Source organism: Ochrobactrum sp. XJ1 (assembly GCF_024701725.1).
GTDB lineage: Bacteria > Pseudomonadota > Alphaproteobacteria > Rhizobiales > Rhizobiaceae > Brucella > Brucella anthropi.
In genome coordinates this window covers 1-19,268 of sequence record NZ_VDGD01000014.1, presented here as the reverse complement: position 1 = coordinate 19,268, position 19,268 = coordinate 1, and the positions used below count along the sequence as shown (strand labels likewise).

Genomic DNA, 19,268 nt, shown 5'->3' with positions numbered 1-19,268 from the left:
AATGGAAATGGATTGTTTGTAATGGATCGGTTGACTGGCATGAGAGTCTTCGTAAAGGCAGTCGAATCCGGGTCCATCTCGTCGGCGGCACACGAGTTGGAGATGTCGTCACAGCTTGCCGGCAAGCAGATACGTGCCTTGGAGCTCGGACTGGGCGTAAGACTGCTGACAAGGACGACGCGTCGGCAAAGCCTTACTGACAGCGGGCAAGTGTTCTACGAGCGCGCGAAGAACATTCTGGCGGAAATGGACCTTGCCGAAGCATTGATGGCGGAGACAAGGTCTGAACCAAGGGGAAGGCTTCGCATCAGCGCTCCGGTGACTTTTGGAAGCCACGCGCTTGCGCCCGAACTTTCGGAATATCTCAGGCGGCATCCCGAGGTGTCGGTAGACCTCAATCTTACGAACAGAAATGTCGATCTGGTGGAGGAGGGGTTTGACGTGATTTTTCGCGCTGGCGATCTCCCCGACAGCAGCCTTATTGCCAAGCGTCTTGCGCCCTATCGCCTTATTCTATGTGCTGCGCCTGCCTATATGGATTCTGCAAGCAGCCTGAAGACACCACAAGATCTGGTCGAACATGAATGCCTGATCTTCACGCATTCATCGCTCCGCACCCATTGGTCATTCATTGGGCCGGAAGGTGAGGTGACTATTTCAATCACGGGCCGCTTCTGTGCCAACAGCGGTGAAGCACTGCGTGCTGCAGCACTTTCTGGTATGGGCATCCTCTTTCAACCGTATGAACTGGTTGCCGATGAGATATCGTCAGGAAAGCTGATCCGGCTTCTCCCTGAATACGAACCCCCATCGCGCTCCCTGCATGCGCTTTATGCATCAGATCGACAGATGACACCCAAGCTCAGAAGCTTCCTGGATTTCGCAGCCGAGAAATTTGGTGACGGAAAGCGTTGAGAGGTCGCCTCGCAGATATCTCCCGAATTACTACGAATGTTTTCTGTCTTTTTAAGTACCTCCTGTTCCGGAAATTGTTTCACATTTTTCCAGATACGTTCCAGTGAAGCAGATCGTGATTAAATCACAATGTTCCATTGGTATTTATGCCGATAAATATCATGAACATTATCACTATCACGACTGCAAACAATGCAAGAGATTGAAGAACAGAGAATGTATCAAGTCCCATATTTATAAATCCTAAAATATAATATAGGTAAAACATATCACAAAACTTAATTTATGGCCAGTAATTGATTCGTTCTAGGTAAACGACAGCCATAAAAGTCAATATATCTCCATCTTTTATTTGCATAATATAGCAAATGGAGGGTGTTTTCATATGAGCCGTGGGTCTGAAAGCCGGGGCAGTTTCACACGTGCGTCCATTAGAGCGCATCCCGAAAAGTGTGAAACGGTTTTCGGATAAGATGCGCGTTAAAACAAATATTTAGAGCGCGTTGCGCGCCCACTGCCGGACGGCACGCGTCAACACCAGCCGTTGCTGTTGCAATCGTATGTGAAGCTTATGATGCTTCTTCTTCGATTACATTCTGCGCAACCTGTTCGATACCACCATTGAAGCGTTCTGCGGCAAGCAGCCCGAGCCACACGGCGATCAGGCAAAGCACAACCGAAAAACCGATATTGAACAGGGCTTTGCCGGGTTGTCCAGCGCGCAGAAGATCCATCGTTTGCAGGCTGAAAGACGAGAAAGTGGTGAAGCCACCGCACACGCCGACCATGAAGGCGAGGCGCCAGATTTCCGGTATGGGAAAACGGCCTTGCTCCAGTGTCAGTGCACCGAAGAACGAGATTGCAAAAGAGCCGACAATATTGATGACGATGGTGCCCCAGGGAAGTTCGCGGCTTATCGGCAGCATCAAGAGGGCCAGCCAGTACCGCGCGACACTTCCGATCGCTCCACCGAGCGCTACCATGAGGGTTGCTTGCATTGTTCTGTGTCCATTTCAATAATGGATAGAGATTAGTCGGTGACGTCTGGAAATTCGATAGAATATCTCACTTCGAGAGGTCTTGCGACGCACTCTTCTCCTGTTTCAATTCAAGCAGGAGTCATCAGCCAATTGCTGGCAGTTTCGGGAGAACCCCATTCCCATCATGTACGGCGAAAACCGTCATTGATTTATACTGAAATATCGGACTGTTCGTCAACGTAATGGGCGCGGATGCGGCGCCCATCCCGATCACAAACCGGTAATCAGTTCAGCGCGCCGCTCTTGCGGCGTCCCAGCCGCCGTTTCACCGCGTCGCTGGCGCGATAGATGAACGAAGCGGGTGCAGGCAAAGTGCGCCGCATGAAGGCGACCTTGCGCAGATAATTGTCGATTTTCCAGGTTGCCCATGTGCCGCCCCGGAAATAGGCAACGTCGCCAGCCCGCAAGGTGCGTGTGCCGCCGTCCGCGTCGGTGACGTGCACTTCACCTTCCAGAATATAGACGGTTTCATCCCAGCCGAAATACCAGCGGAAAGTGCCTGCGGTGCAATCCCAGATGGCCGTATAGGCGGCTCGGTCCCGGCTTACCGATTGCTCGCTGGAGCGCGCATGCGGAGTGCCGTCCAGCACCCAGTCAGGATTGATCGGTGCGGGTTTCAGTTCCATTTCCATTGCATTATCGGAGACCACAGCCGGTCCCGTGGGCGCAGCGAAACCCCTCGGCATCGTTCGAGTTACAGCAAGAACGGCACTTGCAAGCATGAATTTCCAAGCCATGATTTCCCCCGAATGGCAGTCATCTTTCCAAATAACGGCTAATCGTCAGGAATGCGTTAAAGGCTTGAAAGAAACGATCTTTCCCCGCAACTCATGCGAGACTCGCAATTGGCTCTAGTAATTATTTTATGTCTTTGATTTTACTTTGTATTCACAGAAAACGAAAAACAGAATTCGGTTGTTGCTTCAAACAGGCGTGGGATAGAGACGCCACCGGAAATTGCTCCGGTGGCGAGGTGTCATGCTGCCACTATGCCATCACGGCGGGCAGGCAGTTCGAAGAGGCGGGCACCATTGTCGGTTCCTTTTTCTTGGTAACCAATGATCTTGAACCATTTTACGATGTCGGATCGGTCGAGCCAGCTTCGTGAATGGATTGGCAGGTCACCGGCCAAAGCCTGAATCTGCCGGATATGCTGCTTGCAGAAACGCACGGTATTTCGGTTGAAAAATTCTTCCTTCGCCGCAAAAAGCGTATCGGTGGCGCCATCCCCCTCATGCCAGGCGATGATAGCAACCACCTTGCCGTCCTGCAGCAAAGCATGTGCACGGCCTTCCCGCAGGTTCATCATCAGGTTGTCATAGGCGGCTTTGGTATCCTTGCCGGCGGCGATATATTCGATCGCCATACGCCTCGAAAGGTCGTGAAAAACGCTTTCAAGATCACCGACAGTCGCTGTGCGTGCCTTCATTTTTCTGACCTCCCTTCGTTTCACTCCAGTCGCGTGCAAACCGCGACAGCACCATAATGGCCACTTCCGGCCATCGCTTTCAACGTGAAAAGCCGCTGCCGGTTCCGGTCAGTCGAACCCAATTCAGCTTTGACGGGTGATCGTGACTGCAAGACCGGGCAATATGTGGCGGGCAGGGATTGTCTTCACGTGATTGTGAAAACTGCCCGCGCCTCGGCGTCATTCAACCGGATTTTCGTCGTTCTCCGGGCCTTTTCGGATTGCGCTAAGGCTCTAGTCTTATAGCGAACGCAGGTTGGTTATGCACAACTAGGGTACAAGTTGTTTGAACAATTCTGAAGGCTTGTGTATCCAGAGTGTATGTTTCTCATCTGCGTATCGTGGAATTTTCTCGGAAACACCTCCAAAAGTCTTACCCACCTAATCGGCAGGAAACGACAATGACCGACCTTCCCGGATATCCGAGTCGTCGCAGTTTTCTGAAAGCCTCCGCGGCAAGCGTGATGCTTTCAGGGCTCGCTGTCTCAGCCAAAGCGGAACCACAAACTCCCCCGGTTCCACTCGAAGAATATGAACGTCAATATTTCAATGAAGTCGAATGGGCTTTCATTCTCGCCGCAACGGCAAGACTGATCCCGTCCGAAGGCGATGGTCCTGGCGCTATCGAAGCCCGTGTTCCTGTCTTCATCGATCTTCAGCTTGCCGGTGATTACGGTCGCGCGGATGACTGGTACATGGTTGGCCCCCACGATGCGTCCGCCGATCCGACGCGCGGCTGGCAGACGCCGCTCAACCCTGCGCAGATTTACAGGCAGGGTATTCCTGCCTTCAATGCGTGGTGCGAGCAGAAGCATGGCGCTGCGTTCTCGGCCTTGACGGCGGAACAGCAAGATGCGGCGCTGACCTCGCTGCAGAAGGGGGAGGTCGGCTTGCAGCCTGAACTGCGCGACTTCTTCACAGTCCTGTTGCAGAACACCAAGGAAGGCTATTTCGCCGATCCGATGTATGGCGGCAATCACGGCATGCAGGCCTGGAGCTTTATCGGCTTCCCCGGCGCGCGCGGCAGCTACAAGGAATGGGTCGAACGCTACAATGTTCGCTACCCGTTAGGCCCAGTTTCGATCAAGGGCGAGAGGGCTTAACAATGGCACGTCAGGAAAAGAAAAAAGACGTGGTCGTCGTCGGCCTCGGCTGGACCGGCGCTATTCTGGCCATGGAACTGGCTCAGGAAGGGCTTGAAATCGTTGCGCTTGAGCGCGGGCATGACCAGAACACGGTCCCCGATTTCAAATATCCCAACATGATCGATGAGCTGAAATATGGCGTGCGTCTGAAGTTGATGCAGCGCGCCAGCCAGCAGACGGTCACGATCCGACGCAACGAGAATGAAGTTGCATTGCCGTATCGCAGTTTTGGTTCGTTTCTGCCTGGTAACGGCGTTGGCGGAGCGGGCACGCACTGGAACGGCCTGAACTGGCGTCCGCAGCCGGAAGAGCTGCGCCTGCGCTCCTATGTGCAGGAACGCTGGGGCGAACAGATCATTCCGGAAGACATGCTTCTGGGCGATTATCCGATCCATTACGACGAGCTGGAACCGTTCTTCGACCGTTTCGAGCGTATTGCCGGTATTTCCGGGAAGGCTGGCAATCTCAAGGGCAAGACCGTCGAGGGCGGTAATCCGTTCGAGGGATGGCGCTCAAACGACTACCCCATGCCACCGATGCACACGACCTGGGACGGCCGGAAGTTTGCCGATGCCGCGCAGGGCATGGGGTATCATCCCTTCCCGTCGCCCGGCGGCATCGCGTCGACGGCCTATGTCAATGAATATGGCATGCAGATGGGGCCGTGCAACCATTGCGGTTTCTGCGAGCGCTTCGGCTGCTACCAGTATTCCAAGTCTTCGCCTCAGACAGCAATTCTCGATGCACTGAAACGCATGCCGAACTTCTCCTATCGCACGGAGTCGGAAGTTCTGCGTGTCGAGATGGCGCCAGACGGCAAGACGGCTACGGGCGTGACCTATTTCGACGAGGCGACGCAGGAGGAAGTGTTCCAGCCCGCCGATATCGTTATTCTTGCGTCCTTCTCGCTCAACAACGTGCATCTGGCGCTGCTTTCCGGCATCGGCCAGCCATACGATCCGGCAACGGGCGAAGGTGTGACCGGTCGTAATTATGCCTATCAGATGAATGGCGGCGTGACGCTCTTCTTCAAGGATGAAGAGTTCAATCCGTTCATCGGCACCGGCGCGAACGGCATGTGCATCGACGATTTCGGTGTCAACCAGATCGATTTCGGACGAGAAGGCTTCATCGGCGGTTCGTACTGGCGCGCAGGCCAGACCAACGGCCAGCCGATCCGCAGTATGCCACTGCCGTCCGGTACGCCGGGCTGGGGCGGTGCATGGAAGAAGGCCATTGCCGAATGGTACGGCCATGCCATGTCCATCGGCAGCCATGGCTCGCATATGGCTTACAGGACTAACCATCTCGATCTGGACCCAACCTACAAGGATCGTCACGGTCGCCCGCTCATGCGCATGACCTTCAACTGGAATCCGAATGATATCCGGATGACCCAGTACATGAAGACCAAGATGGAAGAACTGGCCAAAACGATGAACCCGGACCTGATGCAGTCGTCCTTCAAGAAGGAAGGCGCGCAATATGACGTGCGTCCCTATCAGACGACGCACAATACGGGTGGCCATAGCATGTCGGAAAACCCGCGTGAGGGCGTGGTCAACCGCTATTCGCAGGCATGGGACAAGCACAATGTGTTCATGACCGGCGCGGGCAATTTCGTGCAGAACACGCAGTACAATCCGACAGGCCTGCTCGGCGGGCTTGCCTATTCGACTGCGCATGCGATCCGCACGCAATATCTGTCCAATCCGCGTCCGCTGATCTGAGGAGAATGGTGATGAAAACTTTTCTTCGCATAATCGGCGCTCTGGTCGTCATCGGTATTGTCGCGCTGCTGGCCTTCATCTTCGTGCCGGTACAACTGACTAAACCGACCAAGGAACTGGCCGCAGACTGGAAGCCTGCCGAAGGGCAGGGCCAATATGTCATGTATGCCTCTGACTGCATGGCCTGCCATACGGCGGAAGGCGGCAAGCCCTTTGCCGGTGGCCGCCCGATTGCAAGCCCGATGGGTACGATCTGGACGACCAACATCACTCCGGATAAGGAAACCGGCATTGGAAACTGGACACTCGATCAGTTTCGCGCCGCTCTCTATGACGGCATTCGTGCCGACGGCTCGCATCTTTATCCAGCAATGCCATATGAGAACTATCGCAAGCTGACGGAAGAAGAAGTCCGCGCTCTGTATGATTATTTCATGCATCAGGTGGAGCCGGTGAACAATGTCGTTCAGGAAACCAAGCTCGGCTTCCCGTTCAACATGCGTTTCGGCATTCGCGCCTGGAACTGGCTTGCTCTCGGTCAGGAAGCGGCCTTCAAGGCCGCCGGCAAGTCGGAAGCAGAGGATCGCGGACAGTATCTGGTCGAAGGACCGGCACACTGTGCTGCCTGCCACAGCCCACGCAATACGCTGATGGCGCAGAGCGGCACGCAGGTCGGTGACAAGGACTTCCTCATCGGCGGTGTCGTCGATGGCTGGAACGCTCCGTCTCTACGCGGCGCCAATTCCGCTCCACAGAAATGGTCCATCGAGGAACTGGCAACCTATCTCGCAACAGGCCGCAATTCCCATTCAACGGCCAATGGCGAAATGGGCCTCGCTGTCGAACATTCGCTGCAGCATCTCACTGATGCAGACAATCTGGCGATGGCCGCTTTCCTGAAGGGGATCGACGGTGCGGCTGTCGAAGTGCCGCAGAGCTTCGCTTCTAAGGCGTCGATGGCGCTGCCAGCGGCTCCGGCCGATGCGGCCGGTGAAGCAACGACAAAGATGCTGACGGAAGCTTCTCCGGATATGCCTCTGGGCGCACGTCTCTACATCGATAACTGCGCCGCCTGCCACTTCGTGACGGGCAAGGGCGCGCCGGAAATCTTTCCTGAGCTTGCCGGTAATGATCTTGTGACAGGTTCGGAGACGAAACCGCTGATCTCGATCATCCTGCATGGCGCAGAGGTTCCGTCCACGGCGAAGCGTCCGATGCGTCTGGTGATGCAGGGTTATGCCGACCGCCTGTCGGATGATGAAGTCGCCGAACTGGCAACATTCGTCCGCTCGGCATGGGGTAACAGCGCAGGACCGGTAAAGGCGACAGATGTCGCGGCTGTCCGCAACAGCCAGGGGCACTAACAATAGAACGGCGGAACGAAAGTTCCGCCGTTCTGCTATCTAAGCCGCTTCGATATCGCGCATCGGCGGGTTTCCATAGAAGCGGCTATATTCGCGACTGAACTGTGACGGGCTTTGATAGCCTACGCGATGGCCAGCCGTACCAGCATCCAGACGCTCGACCAGCATCAGCCTGCGTGCCTCGTTCAGACGCAGTTGCTTTTGATACTGAACCGGCGTCATTGCCGTAATCGCCTTGAAGTGATGATGAAATGACGACGCGCTCATATTGACGTGTTCGGCAAGCTGTTCAATCCGCAATGGCGCTGCGAAGTTCTGCCGAAGCCACCCGATAGCCCGTGCTATCCGGTTGGCCTGACTGTCGGCGGTTGCGATGTTGATCAAACGCTCGCCGCCGGGACCAGTCAGAAGGCGATAAAGGATTTCCTGTTCGATCAGGGGCGCCATCACCGGAATATCCTCGGGATTGTCAAGTAGGCGCAGCAGGCGCAGAGCCGCATCCAGCAGTCCAGCAGGCGCTGCATTGACGGTAATGCCCCATTGATCGCCATCTGCCATCACGTGCCTGCGAACGTCGGCGCGCCCGATCAGGTCGGTGAGCTTTTCGCTGTCGATGGCAAGCGCCAGACACAGATGTGGTGCTTCCGGGCTAGCTTCGACCACCCGCCATGTGACGGGCAGGTCCAGCGACGTCACCAGATATTCGCCCTTGGTATAATTGATCGTCTCGGAGCCGAGACGCAGGGATTTCGCGCCCTGCAACACCATGGCGAGACAGGGCCGATAGCTGCTGTGGCACGGTATGCTTGGCGTCGTCCGCCTGCTGATCCCCAGACCTTCGATCGGTGTTCGGTATTCGCCGTCCTGTGCGGTGAAACGCTCCGCCAGCGCGGCAAGTTCCTCGTAGGTGTCGTTCAGTGACGTCATAGGTGATCCGCTTCAGATGAGATAGAATACAGCAATTATTGATCAGGCAGGCATGCATCGGCAATCGCGAAGCAGGCAGTTTTGCAGGATCGTGCAAGAAGCTTGCAGGATCGGTCTACCGCTTCTGCCCTTGCTTCCGGCATATTCTGCCTGCTTCCCCAATCCAATAAATGGAGTCTATCATGGCCATAGCAAGAGGTTACGCTGCTACGGATGCAGATGAGCCGTTGGTTCCGTTCATTTTTGAACGGCGCGAGCCCAATGCAGATGACGTGGTCATCTCGATCCAGTATTGCGGCGTTTGCCATTCCGACATCCATACCGTCCGCAATGAATGGAAGAACGCAGTTTATCCCATCGTTCCGGGGCACGAAATCGCAGGTGTCGTCACCGCCGTCGGTGATGCGGTTACCAAGTTCAAGGTCGGCGACAAGGTCGGCGTCGGCTGCTTCGTGGACTCCTGTGTTGGCTGCGCCAGCCGGGATGTCGACAATGAGCATTATCTTCCGGGCCTCATCCAGACCTACAACACCTTCGACACCGAAGGAAAGGCGCGGACGCAGGGCGGATATTCCGACCATATCGTCGTCAAGGAAGGCTATGTCCTTTCCATGCCTGACAATCTTCCGCTTGATGCGGCAGCACCGTTGCTCTGTGCAGGCATCACCCTCTATTCGCCGCTGCGTCACTGGAATGCAGGTCCCGGCAAGCGTGTGGCGATCGTCGGCATGGGTGGACTCGGACACATGGGCGTCAAGCTCGCCAATGCCATGGGCGCGCATGTTACGGTTCTAAGCCAGTCACTTTCCAAGAAGGAAGATGGCCTCAAGCTCGGCGCTCATGAATATTATGCGACTAGCGACGCGACCACTTTCGAAAAGCTGGCGGGATCGTTCGATCTCATCATCTGCACGGTTGGCGTCGCCATCGACTGGAATGCCTATCTTGGCCTGCTCAAGGTAAACGGAACGATGGTTGTCGTTGGCGTTCCCGAAGACATGGTGCCGGTGCATGCGTTCTCGCTTATTCCCGGCCGCAAGTCGCTTGCAGGATCGATGATCGGGTCGATCAAGGAAACGCAGGAAATGCTGGACTTCTGCGGCCAGCACAACATCGTTTCGGAAATCGAGAAGATCAACATTCAGGAGATCAACGAAGCCTATGAACGCGTTCTGAAGAGCGACGTGCGCTACCGCTTCGTCATCGATATGGCTTCGCTGGCAGCCTGAAATCGATAATCTGCGCGGCGCCAGATCACGGTGCCGCGCAGATCATTTTCATTCAGCCTTGGTTACATCGTTATCGGCGCCGGAGATCGAGATCGTCGGTTCGGCGGAACCGCCTGCAAGCGACCAGGTCACCTGATGGTTCGCGCCGCTGACATCGAACTGCGAAGGTCCATCGACCTTCACATTGACGATATTCTCCGCGCCGGAAACCTCCAGAATTGAAGGATCTGTTCCTTTCTTCAAGGTGGCGGTTACCTGATTGTTCGACACTTCAACGATCAGATTTTGCGTTGCTCCACCCGAAACCGTGTTGTCCGTGCCGGATACCGAAAGCTTCCGGGCGTTTTCGAAAGTCACAGTATGAGAAACGCCATGTATGGTGACATGGCCGCATTCTCCCTTGAGCTTGACGTTATTTTCCGCACCGTAAATCCCGACATCGCCGGAGGTGCAGGTGATTTCCCTGCCGAGGCCCACACCTTCGATTGTCTGTTCGTCGGCGAAAGACGATGGTGCTGCAAGAAGTGTCAGGCTGCCTGCCAGCAATGCAATTTTCAACATCTCGACCTCTTTTACCAAAGCCATGTATGGCGATTATTAACCATAGCTCATCTGTTCTGTATAGATATGGCATCATGTCGACCGATGGTTGATCGATTTAAACATATTGCTTATCGCTTATTATCAAGAGCTGAACTACACTTGGCTATGCAGCGGGGGAAGTGCAGCTTTGGGACTCGACCAGAACACTTTGTTTTTTGCGACAGGTATCTGCTCTCTGGCAGTAGGGCTGACGATTCTCAGCGTCTGGTATCAGAACTCGCGTGACAAATTTCTGCTCTGGGGTTGCCTTGGCATGATCCTGCTCGGCACGGGGGCAGTACTTTACTATGCGGGGCCTTTGCCGCTGGCTACGGCCTCCATTGTCGCCTTCGGTTTGGAGAGCGTCGGTTTCATCTTCCTGATTGTCGGGTCACGGCAGATTTCCGGACGTCCGATACAACGGAGCTTTCTGGTCGTGCTGGCGATTGCTGTAATATGCGCTACGACGCTGCCCATTCTGGCCGGACAGACGGGCACTGGCACAGCGATCTTCAACCTGACTTCGGCCCTGTTGCTCCTGCTGACGGCGAAAGAATATTTCCATGTCTATCGGGAAGCGCCGGTTCCGGTCATTGGCATGATCGTTCTTTATGCCCTGACAGCGATTTCATTCTTTCTGTGCGGCGCTGTCATCCTGCATCAACAACAGTGGGTCATGACTACGATCCCAAGCAATTGGGCTGAAGATATCAATGCCATCACCGCAATCATAGGCATTACGGGCATTGGCGCGCTGTCGCTGAATTTCACCCAGTCGCGCATTGCGCGTCGTCATGCCAACGAGGCGCGCACCGACAGCCTGACCGGATTGCTGAACCGGCGCGCGCTTTATGACGTGCTGGACGATAATGAACTGCAGCTCGGGGATTCAGTCGTGATCTTCGACCTTGATGCTTTTAAATCCATCAATGATACGCATGGCCACATCGTCGGGGATGAAGTGCTGTACACGTTCTCCGGCGTTCTGCGTAATCATGTCAAAGGTCAGGCTCTCATTTCCCGCATCGGCGGTGAGGAATTTGTTCTGATCCTGAGGCAGAAACATAATAGCGATGTTCTTGCCTTGGCCGACACGATCCGGAAAGCCTTTTCGGCGATCGTGTTCGAGGCTTCGGCTGGAGATTTCTCAACGACGACCAGCGCAGGCATCGCTTTCTGCATGCCGGGTAACGAAGATTTCCAAACGGTCTTCCGCAGGGCAGATGCGGCGCTCTATCGTGCCAAGCATCTGGGCCGCAACAAGGTCTGCACCGAACTGCACAGCGTCGCTTGAGCTTCTTTCAAATGAAAAGGGCCTGAAATCAGGCCCTTTCGCTTTTCATTCCGTCATTACATCACGTACCGAAGCGCTCTTCGCTGAGCGCCGCCGCCATCAGAGCCTTGGTATAATCTTCGCGCGGGTGGTCGAAGACCTGTTCGGTATCGCCCTGTTCGACAATCTTTCCGTTCTTCATCACAATCACATAGTCCGAAACGGCCCGCACGACCGCCATGTCGTGGCTGATGAAGAGATAGGACAAGCCGTGGTCTTTCTGCAGGTCGCGCAACAGGGCGACGATCTGCTTCTGCACCGAACGATCGAGCGCGCTTGTCGGTTCGTCGAGCACGATCACGCGCGGTTTCAGGATCATCGTGCGCGCAATGGCGATGCGCTGGCGCTGGCCGCCGGAAAATTCGTGCGGATAGCGATTGCGCATGGCCGGGTCCATGCCGACTTCCCGCAGGGCATCCTGCGCGCGGCGATCACGCTCTTTCGCCGAAAGGTTCGGTTCGTGGATCAGAAGCCCTTCAGTGATGATGCGTCCCACCGTCATGCGCGGGCTGAGCGAGCCAAAAGGATCCTGAAAAACGAGCTGCAATTCGCGGCGTTTCGGACGCATCGCCTGCGATTCCGTCGGCAATTCCTTGCCGAGATAAGCGATGCGGCCTTCTGATGGGAGAAGACGCAGAATGGCGCGACCGAGCGTGGACTTGCCGGAACCGGATTCACCCACAATGCCGATGGTCTGGCCTTCTTTCAATGTCAGCGAGACATTGTTGACGGCGGTGAGATAGTTCGCAGCGCCGAGCCATGGTTTGCTGATAAGAAAATTGACCTTCACATTGTCGGCGCGAACAAGCACCGGCGCGTCGTCACGGGGAGGGGCCTTTTCGCCTTCCGGCTCCGCATCGAGCAGCATCTTCGTATAGGGATGCTCCGGTGAGGTGAAGAGCTTTTCCGTTTCGTTGGTTTCAACCACTTCGCCGGAGCGCATCACATAGACCCGGTCGGCGAAGCGCCGCACGATGCCAAGATCGTGCGTGATGAAGACCACCGCCATGCCCAACCGCTTCTGCAGATCGGCCAGAAGATCGAGAATCTGCGCCTGAATGGTGACGTCGAGCGCAGTCGTCGGTTCATCGGCAATCAGGATGTCCGGTTCGTTGGCGAGCGCCATGGCGATCATGACACGCTGCCTTTGTCCGCCTGACAGTTCATAAGGATAGCTGTCGATGCGGCGTTCAGGTTCTGGAATACCAACCAGCTTGAGCAGTTCAAGAATACGCGGACGCGCCTGCTTCTTGTTCATGCCGCGATGATAGCGAAGCGGCTCGGCAAGCTGGTCGCCGATGCGGTAAAGCGGATCGAGCGACGTCATCGGCTCCTGAAAGATCATGGTGATCTTTGCGCCGCGGATATTGTTCAGTTTCTTTTCGGACATGCCGATCAGATCCTGACCGCGATAGAGCGCCTGGCCGGTTGCCTTGCCGTTCTGGGCCAGAAGCCCCATCATTGCCATGGTCGTCTGGCTCTTGCCTGAACCGGACTCGCCGACAATGGCGATGGTTTCACCGGCTTTGACATCGAGATTGATGCCGCGCACCGCCTGCACCGGCCCGTCATGCGTGTCGAATGTGACCTTCAGGTCGCGCACGCTCAGAATGTTTTCACTCGTCATCTCAGCGATCCTTCGGGTCAAGGCTGTCGCGCAGGCCATCGCCAAGGAAGTTCAGCGCAAACAGGATGATGGTCAGCGTTGCGGCAGGCCAGATCAATTGCCAGCTTGCGCCGCGCATGTTCTGGGCACCTTCGGAAATCAGCAGCCCCAGAGAGGTGAGGGGGTCCTGAACACCGAGACCGAGGAAGGAGAGGAGACTTTCGAGCAGGATTGCCTTCGGCACCAGCAACGTCACGAAAACGATGACCGGGCCGAGCGCATTCGGAATGATGTGGCGGGTGATGACGCCGCGCCGTGTCGCGCCTAACGCTTCCGCAGCCTGCACAAATTCCTGACGTTTGAGGCTCAATGTCTGTCCGCGCACGATGCGCGCCATATCCAGCCACTCCGTCGCGCCGATGGCGATGAAGATGATGAAAATGGATCGCCCGAAGAAGACGAGCATCAATATCACAAAGAAGATGAAGGGCAGCGAATAGAGAATATCCACGAGCCGCATCATCACATTGTCGATGCGCCCGCCGAGATAACCGGAGACAGCGCCATAGGACACGCCCAGAACCAGTGCCATCGCCGAGGCAAGCAGGCCGATGGCAAGCGACATGCGCACACCGATGAAGATGCGCGTCATCAGATCGCGGCCCAGATTATCAGTGCCGAGCAGGAAATAATTGCGTGCCACGTCGAGGGTCAGCTTGCCCGACAGCCCGTCAGTAGCGATCTCGATTTTCGGATTGCTGAACAGGTCGGAGCGCTGGAAATAACGCAGCACACGCTCGTCCGTCGGACGCTGTGCGGTAAAGTCGACAACGACATTGTTGCCGTTCAGTTCCGGCTCGCCGGCAGCTTTCAGCCGCGCCCGGGCAAGTTCGCGTTCAAGGCCTGGCATGATTGTATCTTCACGCGGATAGGCTTCGAGGCTCGGTGCCACACGCACGAACTGCGGATAAATCTTGTCATAGGGGTGCGGGCTCAGCATCGGGCCGAAAATGCCCAGAAAAGCCATCAGAAGAAGGACGATAGCGCTTGCCACGGCAGCCTTGTTCTTGCGCAGGCGCAACCATGCGTCCTGCCAGAGCGAGCGGCTTGGAACTTCCAGCCGGGCTGTTTCCGTCGGTACAGTAAGATCAGTCATAGCGAACCCTCGGATCAAGCCATGCATAAAGAAGATCGACGATCAGGTTGAACACCACGACGAAGACCGAAATGACAACAACGGTTCCCATGACGAGGGTGTAATCGCGGCTAAGCGCGCCCTGCACGAAGTAACGACCGATGCCGGGAATGCCGAAGATCGTCTCGACCACGACCGAACCTGTGAGCAGGGCGGCTGCCGTCGGGCCGAGATAGGAGACTGCGGGGAGCATCGCGGCGCGCAAGGCATGCACGCCCACAACCACACGCGATGGCAGGCCATAGGCGCGGGCGGTGCGCACGTGATTGGCGCGCAACGCCTCAATCGTTGCGCCACGCACGAGACGCGCAATGACGCCGACCTGCGGCAATGCAAGCGTCAGGACCGGCAATATCCAGTAAGTTATATTGGCCGAAGACCAGCCGCCCGCCGGAACCCATCCGAGAATGACGCCGAACAGAAGGCTGAGGAGAGGGGCCACGACGAAGTTGGGCGTGGTGATGCCGAATGTGGCCAGTGCGACGACGAAATAGTCGACAGCTGAGTTCTGCTTCAACGCCGCCAGCGTGCCGAGGAATGTTCCGATGATCGCTGCAAGCGTCAGACCGAGCGTGCCGAGCATGATAGAAACCGGCAGGCCGGAAGCGAAAAGATCGTTCACCGAGAAGTCGCGTCGTGTGAAGCTCGGTCCAAGATCGCCGTGCAGAAGATTGCCCAGATAAATCAGATACTGCTGCCACAGCGGCGCATCCATATTATAGGCCTTCTTGAGGTTCTCCAGGATCAGTGGATCAATCGGCCTTTCAAGGTCGAAAGGTCCGCCGGGCGCAAGCCGGATCAGAAAGAACGTCAGCGTGATGATGATGAATATCGTGGGTATCGCACTACCCAATCGTCGGAGCGTATAGCCCAGCATGTTCTTTTCCCTTCTTTGCCGGACCGCTTTGAACGATCCGGCAAATCCCACTAAGGGCTTGTTTCTTTTTTGTTTTTAATTCTTTGTCGATAACCAGCGCGTGCCGTGCGAATTCATGAGGTTATCTTCGTAACCCTGAACACGGTCGGCAACGAGGGCGGTGGACGAATAATACATCAGCGGCACGACAGCGCCGTCGCCGAGCAGTATCTTCTCTGCTTCAGCCAGGATTTTTGCACGCTCGGCGAGATCGGTCGTCGTTGCAGATTTCGCCATCAACGCGTCGTAATCCTTGTTCGACCATTCGGCATAATTGAAGTAATTGCCGGTGGTATAAAGCTCCAGGAACGAATTCGGATCGTTGTAATCGCCGATCCAGCCGTCACGGGTGATGTCGAACATACCCTTTTCCTGAAGGTAGTTGTAGAAGGTGGCGCCTTCCACTTCGTTGAGCGTTGCCTTGATGCCGATATTGCCCAGCATGTTGGCAAGCGCCGCCATGGTATTCTTGTGGTTTTCCGAGGTATTGTAGCGCAGCGTCACGGAAAGGCTGCCCGGTTGGACACCGGCTTCCTGCAGCAATTCCTTGGCCTTGTCCTCACGGTCCAGCACATCCTCGTCGGCGAAATCCAGCTTCGGCGCGTCCTTGACGTAATTCGCAATGCCGGGCGGCACCATGGAACTGGCTGGCAGCATCACACCGCGCCAGACTTCATTGGCGAGAAACTCACGATCGACGGCCATCGATATGGCCTTGCGCACGCGCGGATCGCGCAGCTTGCTCGATGGCTCGCCTTTGATGTCGACATAATAGATGCCAAGATAGGGAGCGAGGCGGAACTGACCGCCGAGGTTCTTTTTCACATAGTCCATCTGTTCGGCAGGAACATCGGAACAGATATCGACTTCCTTCGCCTCGAAGCGGCGCATGCAGCTTGCGCGATCCTCGAACGGTATCCAGTTCACCGCATCGATCTTCACATTGGAAGCATCCCAGTAATTCGGGTTCTTCTTCATGGAGATTTTGTCATTGGGAGTGAAGCTGACAAGCGTATAGGCGCCATTGGTCACCATGTTGCCGGGCAGGGTGAACTTGTCGCCGAACTTCTCGACAGCCTTCTTGTTGACCGGGAAACCGGTCTGATGAGTGAGAAGTTCGAGGAAATAAGGGGCAGGGTTCTTGAGAGTGATTTGCAGCGTCTTGTCGTCAAGCGCCTTCACGCCAAGCTGATCGACGGGCATCTTGCCGGTGGCAACTTCCTCGGCATTCTTAATGGCGTAGAGGACGCTGGCATAGCCGGCAGCCGTCTTCGGGTCCATGATGCGGCGGAAGGAAAACTCGAAATCGCCGGCGGTAACAGGGTCACCGTTCGACCATTTGGCATTCTCGCGCATGTGGAATGTGTAGGTGAGGCCGTCTTCGGAAATATGCCATGATACGGCCGCTCCGGGAATGGCTTCGCCCTTCTCGTTTTGCGCCAACAAACCTTCATAAAGATCACGAAGAACACGGTTTTCCGAAACGGTGGTTGTATGGTGCTGGTCCAGCGTGGCGGGATCGGTATCGTTGCCCCGGTTGAGCACTGTTTCTGCCGATGCGGCACCGGCTAGCGCCATCAGGCAAACGCCTGTCATCAAGAATCCGCGAACCATTGAAAACTCCCATATGCTTATTAAAAAATGTTAGCCCCGACAAAAGAGGGCCCTCCGGAACTGCCGGAAGAGAAAAGGGCCGCGCCAACAGGCGCAGCCCAAGCTGAAAATTTATTGCTTAAACGAGAGCCAGCGCGTCTTGTGGCTGTCCATGAGGTTGTCGTTCCAACCGTCGATCTTGTCCGAAACAAGGGCGCGCGACGAATAATAGAGGATCGGGATATTGCTCATCTCATCGAGCTTCAGCTTTTCAGCTTCAGCCAGCGTCTTGGCGCGCTCGTTGAGATCGAGAATTTTTTCTGCCTTCGCCATCAGCGCATCGTAGTCGGCGTTCTTCACCTTGGAATAGTTGAAGCTCACATTGCTTTGGCTGATGAAAAGGAAGTTCTGCGGATCGTTATAGTCACCGATCCAGCCTGCACGCGCGATATCGAACGGACCATCGTCGCGCATGAAGTTGAAGTAGGTCGCACCTTCGGTTTCGTTCAGTGAAGCCTTGACTCCGATATTGCCGAGCTGATCGGCGATGGCGGCCATGGTATTCTTGTTGTTTTCCGAGGTGTTATAAAGCAGTTCGATCGAAAGTGTGTTCGGTTCGACGCCAGCTTCCTTCAACAGTTCCTTGGCCTTGTCTTCGCGTTCCAGCATGTCGTCTGAATAGTCGAGCTTCGGCGCATCCTTCACATAATTGGCGATGCCCGGAGGAACCATCGAATAGCCCGGAAGCATGGTGCCCTGCCAGACCTGATCGGCAATGAAATCACGGTCGATGGCCATGGAAATCGCCTGGCGGACGCGTGGGTCCTTCAGCTTGCTGTCGGCGGTCTTGCCCTTTACCGGCAGATAATAGACGCCGAGATAAGGCGCCATGCGGAATTCCTTGGAAAGGTTCTTCTTCACATAGTCCATCTGCTCGGCCGGAACGTCGGAGCAAATCTGCACTTCCTTCGCCTCAAAACGGCGCATGCAGCTTGCGCGATCCTCGAACGGTATCCAGTTGACCGTATCGATCTTCACCTGATCCGCTTCATAGTAATACGGATTCTTCTTCATCACGATCTTGTCGTTCGGTGTGAAGCTTTCCAGCATATAGGCGCCGTTCGTCACCATCTTGCCGGGCGTGGTGAACTTGTCGCCATTTTCCTCGACGCTTTTCTGGTTCATCGGGAAGCCGGTCTGGTGGGTCAGAAGCTCAAGGAAATACGGAGCAGGGGCGTTCAACGTGACCTTGAGCGTATGGTCATCGACGGCTTCAACGCCGAGCTGGTCAGTCGGCTTCTTGCCACCGGCAATATCTTCGGCATTCTTGATGATGAACAGCATGCTGGCGTACCCGGCGGCTGTCTTCGGGTCCATCAGGCGGCGGAAGGTGAACTGGAAATCACCGGCCGTGACCGGATCGCCGTTCGACCATTTTGCGTCATCGCGCAGATGGAAGGTGTAGACCGTACCGTCTTCGGAAACATCCCAGGATTTGGCAACGCCCGGAACTGCTTCGCCGTTTGCGTTCTGAATAGTCAGGCCGTCATACAAGTCGCGCATGACATTGCCTTCAGCCACCGTCGAGGTGCGGTGATGGTCCAGTGTCGCCGGATCAGTGTCGTTGCCGCGATTGAGAACGACTTCTGCCGAAGCTGCGCCAGCCAGCGCCAGAAGACACACACCTGTCAGTAGAAATTTACGATACATTTGAGAACCCCTCCTTTGAAATTTTTGAAATGGCCCGCATCTTATGGATAAGCGCGCCACTTGCAAGAGAACTTATCAACACTTTGACTTAATTAACATATTCACATTTTCTTGAGCGAATTAAGTGCTCGCATTCTGGTACGGAACTATGGGTTTTCACCGGATTTACAAAGTAGAAATGGCCGCTGAGCGCGCCCGAAAAACGCCGTAATTTCCGCCGTTTGCGACGTTTGAATGTCAGCTGAAACGAGGTGGAAAAAAGGTCCGATTCGCTGGAAGTTACATGCTCGTTTTCAGTGCCATTTCTCTAGTGTTTGGTGCCGCGAATATTCAGGGCTTAGATGTCGATAGCGTCGCAAGCGGTTGTCGCGATGTTTCAGGACAGATGGATATAGGGTAGTTCCATAATACATATTATCTGATTCATGTTTATAACAGGGGTACATTCTATTTTAAACTGCAACATGCCAATGAATTCATGTGGTTAGCCATGGAGGAAATTGGATGTCGAATTG

16 protein-coding genes and 1 riboswitch are annotated in these 19,268 nt (G+C 55.4%); of the genes, 6 read left to right on the top strand and 10 right to left on the bottom strand.

What is annotated here, in order from left to right; all coding sequences use genetic code 11:
• Nucleotides 1–21: 21 nt before the first annotated feature.
• The gene (locus FG152_RS22155) at nucleotides 22–915 is read left to right on the top strand and encodes a LysR family transcriptional regulator (RefSeq protein ID WP_010658811.1); all 894 of its coding nucleotides are present in this window, start codon (nucleotides 22–24) and stop codon (nucleotides 913–915) included.
• Between the two features lie 569 nt (nucleotides 916–1,484).
• Here the strand turns inward: FG152_RS22155 and crcB are convergent.
• The 3 genes from crcB to FG152_RS22140 form a co-directional block, all read right to left on the bottom strand.
• A complete protein-coding gene (crcB, locus tag FG152_RS22150) occupies nucleotides 1,485–1,913 on the bottom strand; it encodes a fluoride efflux transporter CrcB (protein ID WP_010658810.1) in 429 nt (142 codons plus the stop codon).
• Nucleotides 1,914–2,021: 108 nt separating this feature from the next.
• A riboswitch (Fluoride riboswitch) is annotated at nucleotides 2,022–2,085 on the bottom strand.
• A 94-nt stretch (nucleotides 2,086–2,179) separates the two neighbouring features.
• A complete protein-coding gene (locus FG152_RS22145) occupies nucleotides 2,180–2,692 on the bottom strand; it encodes a cupin domain-containing protein (protein WP_010658809.1) in 513 nt (170 codons plus the stop codon).
• A 239-nt stretch (nucleotides 2,693–2,931) separates the two neighbouring features.
• Nucleotides 2,932–3,384 (bottom strand): hypothetical protein, encoded by a 453-nt coding sequence (locus FG152_RS22140; protein WP_010658808.1) that lies wholly within the window; start codon nucleotides 3,382–3,384, stop codon nucleotides 2,932–2,934.
• A 440-nt stretch (nucleotides 3,385–3,824) separates the two neighbouring features.
• On the opposite strand from FG152_RS22140, the gene FG152_RS22135 reads away from it, so the two are divergent.
• Genes FG152_RS22135 through FG152_RS22125 form a run of 3 tightly spaced genes read left to right on the top strand, consistent with a single transcriptional unit; the run spans nucleotide 3,825 to nucleotide 7,662 of the window.
• Entirely contained in the window at nucleotides 3,825–4,526 is a 702-nt protein-coding gene (locus tag FG152_RS22135) for a gluconate 2-dehydrogenase subunit 3 family protein (RefSeq protein ID WP_010658807.1), read from the top strand.
• A 2-nt stretch (nucleotides 4,527–4,528) separates the two neighbouring features.
• On the top strand, nucleotides 4,529–6,298 hold the full coding sequence (locus FG152_RS22130; protein ID WP_010658806.1) for a GMC family oxidoreductase: 1,770 nt from the start codon (nucleotides 4,529–4,531) through the stop codon (nucleotides 6,296–6,298).
• 11 nt (nucleotides 6,299–6,309) lie between these two features.
• On the top strand, nucleotides 6,310–7,662 hold the full coding sequence (locus FG152_RS22125; protein ID WP_498988428.1) for a c-type cytochrome: 1,353 nt from the start codon (nucleotides 6,310–6,312) through the stop codon (nucleotides 7,660–7,662).
• Between the two features lie 39 nt (nucleotides 7,663–7,701).
• Here the strand turns inward: FG152_RS22125 and FG152_RS22120 are convergent, their stop codons facing one another.
• Nucleotides 7,702–8,589: an AraC family transcriptional regulator gene (locus tag FG152_RS22120; protein ID WP_010658804.1), complete on the bottom strand. Its 888-nt coding sequence runs from the start codon at nucleotides 8,587–8,589 to the stop codon at nucleotides 7,702–7,704.
• 182 nt (nucleotides 8,590–8,771) lie between these two features.
• Here FG152_RS22120 and FG152_RS22115 point away from each other — a divergent pair, with 182 nt between their 5' ends.
• Nucleotides 8,772–9,818, top strand: a complete 1,047-nt coding sequence (locus FG152_RS22115; RefSeq protein ID WP_010658803.1) for an NAD(P)-dependent alcohol dehydrogenase — start codon at nucleotides 8,772–8,774, stop codon at nucleotides 9,816–9,818.
• A 48-nt stretch (nucleotides 9,819–9,866) separates the two neighbouring features.
• On the opposite strand, the gene FG152_RS22110 is transcribed toward FG152_RS22115, so the two are convergent.
• On the bottom strand, nucleotides 9,867–10,379 hold the full coding sequence (locus FG152_RS22110; protein ID WP_010658802.1) for a DUF3060 domain-containing protein: 513 nt from the start codon (nucleotides 10,377–10,379) through the stop codon (nucleotides 9,867–9,869).
• Between the two features lie 169 nt (nucleotides 10,380–10,548).
• Between FG152_RS22110 and FG152_RS22105 the strand changes: the two genes are divergently transcribed.
• Complete coding sequence (locus FG152_RS22105) at nucleotides 10,549–11,694, top strand: GGDEF domain-containing protein (RefSeq protein ID WP_010658801.1); 1,146 nt, start codon at nucleotides 10,549–10,551, stop codon at nucleotides 11,692–11,694.
• A gap of 61 nt (nucleotides 11,695–11,755) precedes the next feature.
• Here the strand turns inward: FG152_RS22105 and FG152_RS22100 are convergent, their stop codons facing one another.
• The 5 genes from FG152_RS22100 to FG152_RS22080 form a co-directional block, all read right to left on the bottom strand.
• Nucleotides 11,756–13,360, bottom strand: coding sequence for an ABC transporter ATP-binding protein (locus tag FG152_RS22100; RefSeq protein ID WP_010658800.1), 1,605 nt, complete (start codon nucleotides 13,358–13,360; stop codon nucleotides 11,756–11,758).
• A 1-nt stretch (nucleotide 13,361) separates the two neighbouring features.
• Nucleotides 13,362–14,495, bottom strand: coding sequence for an ABC transporter permease (locus tag FG152_RS22095; protein WP_010658799.1), 1,134 nt, complete (start codon nucleotides 14,493–14,495; stop codon nucleotides 13,362–13,364).
• The gene (locus tag FG152_RS22090) at nucleotides 14,488–15,411 is read right to left on the bottom strand and encodes an ABC transporter permease (protein WP_010658798.1); all 924 of its coding nucleotides are present in this window, start codon (nucleotides 15,409–15,411) and stop codon (nucleotides 14,488–14,490) included. Before FG152_RS22090 ends, FG152_RS22095 begins: the two co-directional genes overlap by 8 nt.
• Nucleotides 15,412–15,486: 75 nt before the next feature.
• On the bottom strand, nucleotides 15,487–17,064 hold the full coding sequence (locus FG152_RS22085) for a peptide ABC transporter substrate-binding protein (protein ID WP_010658797.1): 1,578 nt from the start codon (nucleotides 17,062–17,064) through the stop codon (nucleotides 15,487–15,489).
• A 111-nt stretch (nucleotides 17,065–17,175) separates the two neighbouring features.
• Complete coding sequence (locus FG152_RS22080; RefSeq protein WP_010658796.1) at nucleotides 17,176–18,753, bottom strand: peptide ABC transporter substrate-binding protein; 1,578 nt, start codon at nucleotides 18,751–18,753, stop codon at nucleotides 17,176–17,178.
• Between the last annotated feature and the right edge of the window lie 515 nt (nucleotides 18,754–19,268).

What these genes read in the sequence shown, in the direction of transcription:
- FG152_RS22135 (WP_010658807.1), top strand. Translation starts at nt 3,825, where the DNA reads ATGACCGACCTTCCCGGATATCCGAGTCGTCGCAGTTTTCTGAAAGCC.
- FG152_RS22110 (WP_010658802.1), bottom strand. Translation starts at nt 10,379, where the DNA reads ATGTTGAAAATTGCATTGCTGGCAGGCAGCCTGACACTTCTTGCAGCA.
- FG152_RS22095 (WP_010658799.1), bottom strand. Translation starts at nt 14,495, where the DNA reads ATGACTGATCTTACTGTACCGACGGAAACAGCCCGGCTGGAAGTTCCA.
- FG152_RS22130 (WP_010658806.1), top strand. Translation starts at nt 4,529, where the DNA reads ATGGCACGTCAGGAAAAGAAAAAAGACGTGGTCGTCGTCGGCCTCGGC.
- FG152_RS22090 (WP_010658798.1), bottom strand. Translation starts at nt 15,411, where the DNA reads ATGCTGGGCTATACGCTCCGACGATTGGGTAGTGCGATACCCACGATA.
- FG152_RS22155 (WP_010658811.1), top strand. Translation starts at nt 22, where the DNA reads ATGGATCGGTTGACTGGCATGAGAGTCTTCGTAAAGGCAGTCGAATCC.
- FG152_RS22125 (WP_498988428.1), top strand. Translation starts at nt 6,310, where the DNA reads ATGAAAACTTTTCTTCGCATAATCGGCGCTCTGGTCGTCATCGGTATT.
- FG152_RS22085 (WP_010658797.1), bottom strand. Translation starts at nt 17,064, where the DNA reads ATGGTTCGCGGATTCTTGATGACAGGCGTTTGCCTGATGGCGCTAGCC.
- FG152_RS22120 (WP_010658804.1), bottom strand. Translation starts at nt 8,589, where the DNA reads ATGACGTCACTGAACGACACCTACGAGGAACTTGCCGCGCTGGCGGAG.
- FG152_RS22100 (WP_010658800.1), bottom strand. Translation starts at nt 13,360, where the DNA reads ATGACGAGTGAAAACATTCTGAGCGTGCGCGACCTGAAGGTCACATTC.
- FG152_RS22140 (WP_010658808.1), bottom strand. Translation starts at nt 3,384, where the DNA reads ATGAAGGCACGCACAGCGACTGTCGGTGATCTTGAAAGCGTTTTTCAC.
- FG152_RS22080 (WP_010658796.1), bottom strand. Translation starts at nt 18,753, where the DNA reads ATGTATCGTAAATTTCTACTGACAGGTGTGTGTCTTCTGGCGCTGGCT.
- FG152_RS22145 (WP_010658809.1), bottom strand. Translation starts at nt 2,692, where the DNA reads ATGGCTTGGAAATTCATGCTTGCAAGTGCCGTTCTTGCTGTAACTCGA.
- crcB (WP_010658810.1), bottom strand. Translation starts at nt 1,913, where the DNA reads ATGCAAGCAACCCTCATGGTAGCGCTCGGTGGAGCGATCGGAAGTGTC.
- FG152_RS22115 (WP_010658803.1), top strand. Translation starts at nt 8,772, where the DNA reads ATGGCCATAGCAAGAGGTTACGCTGCTACGGATGCAGATGAGCCGTTG.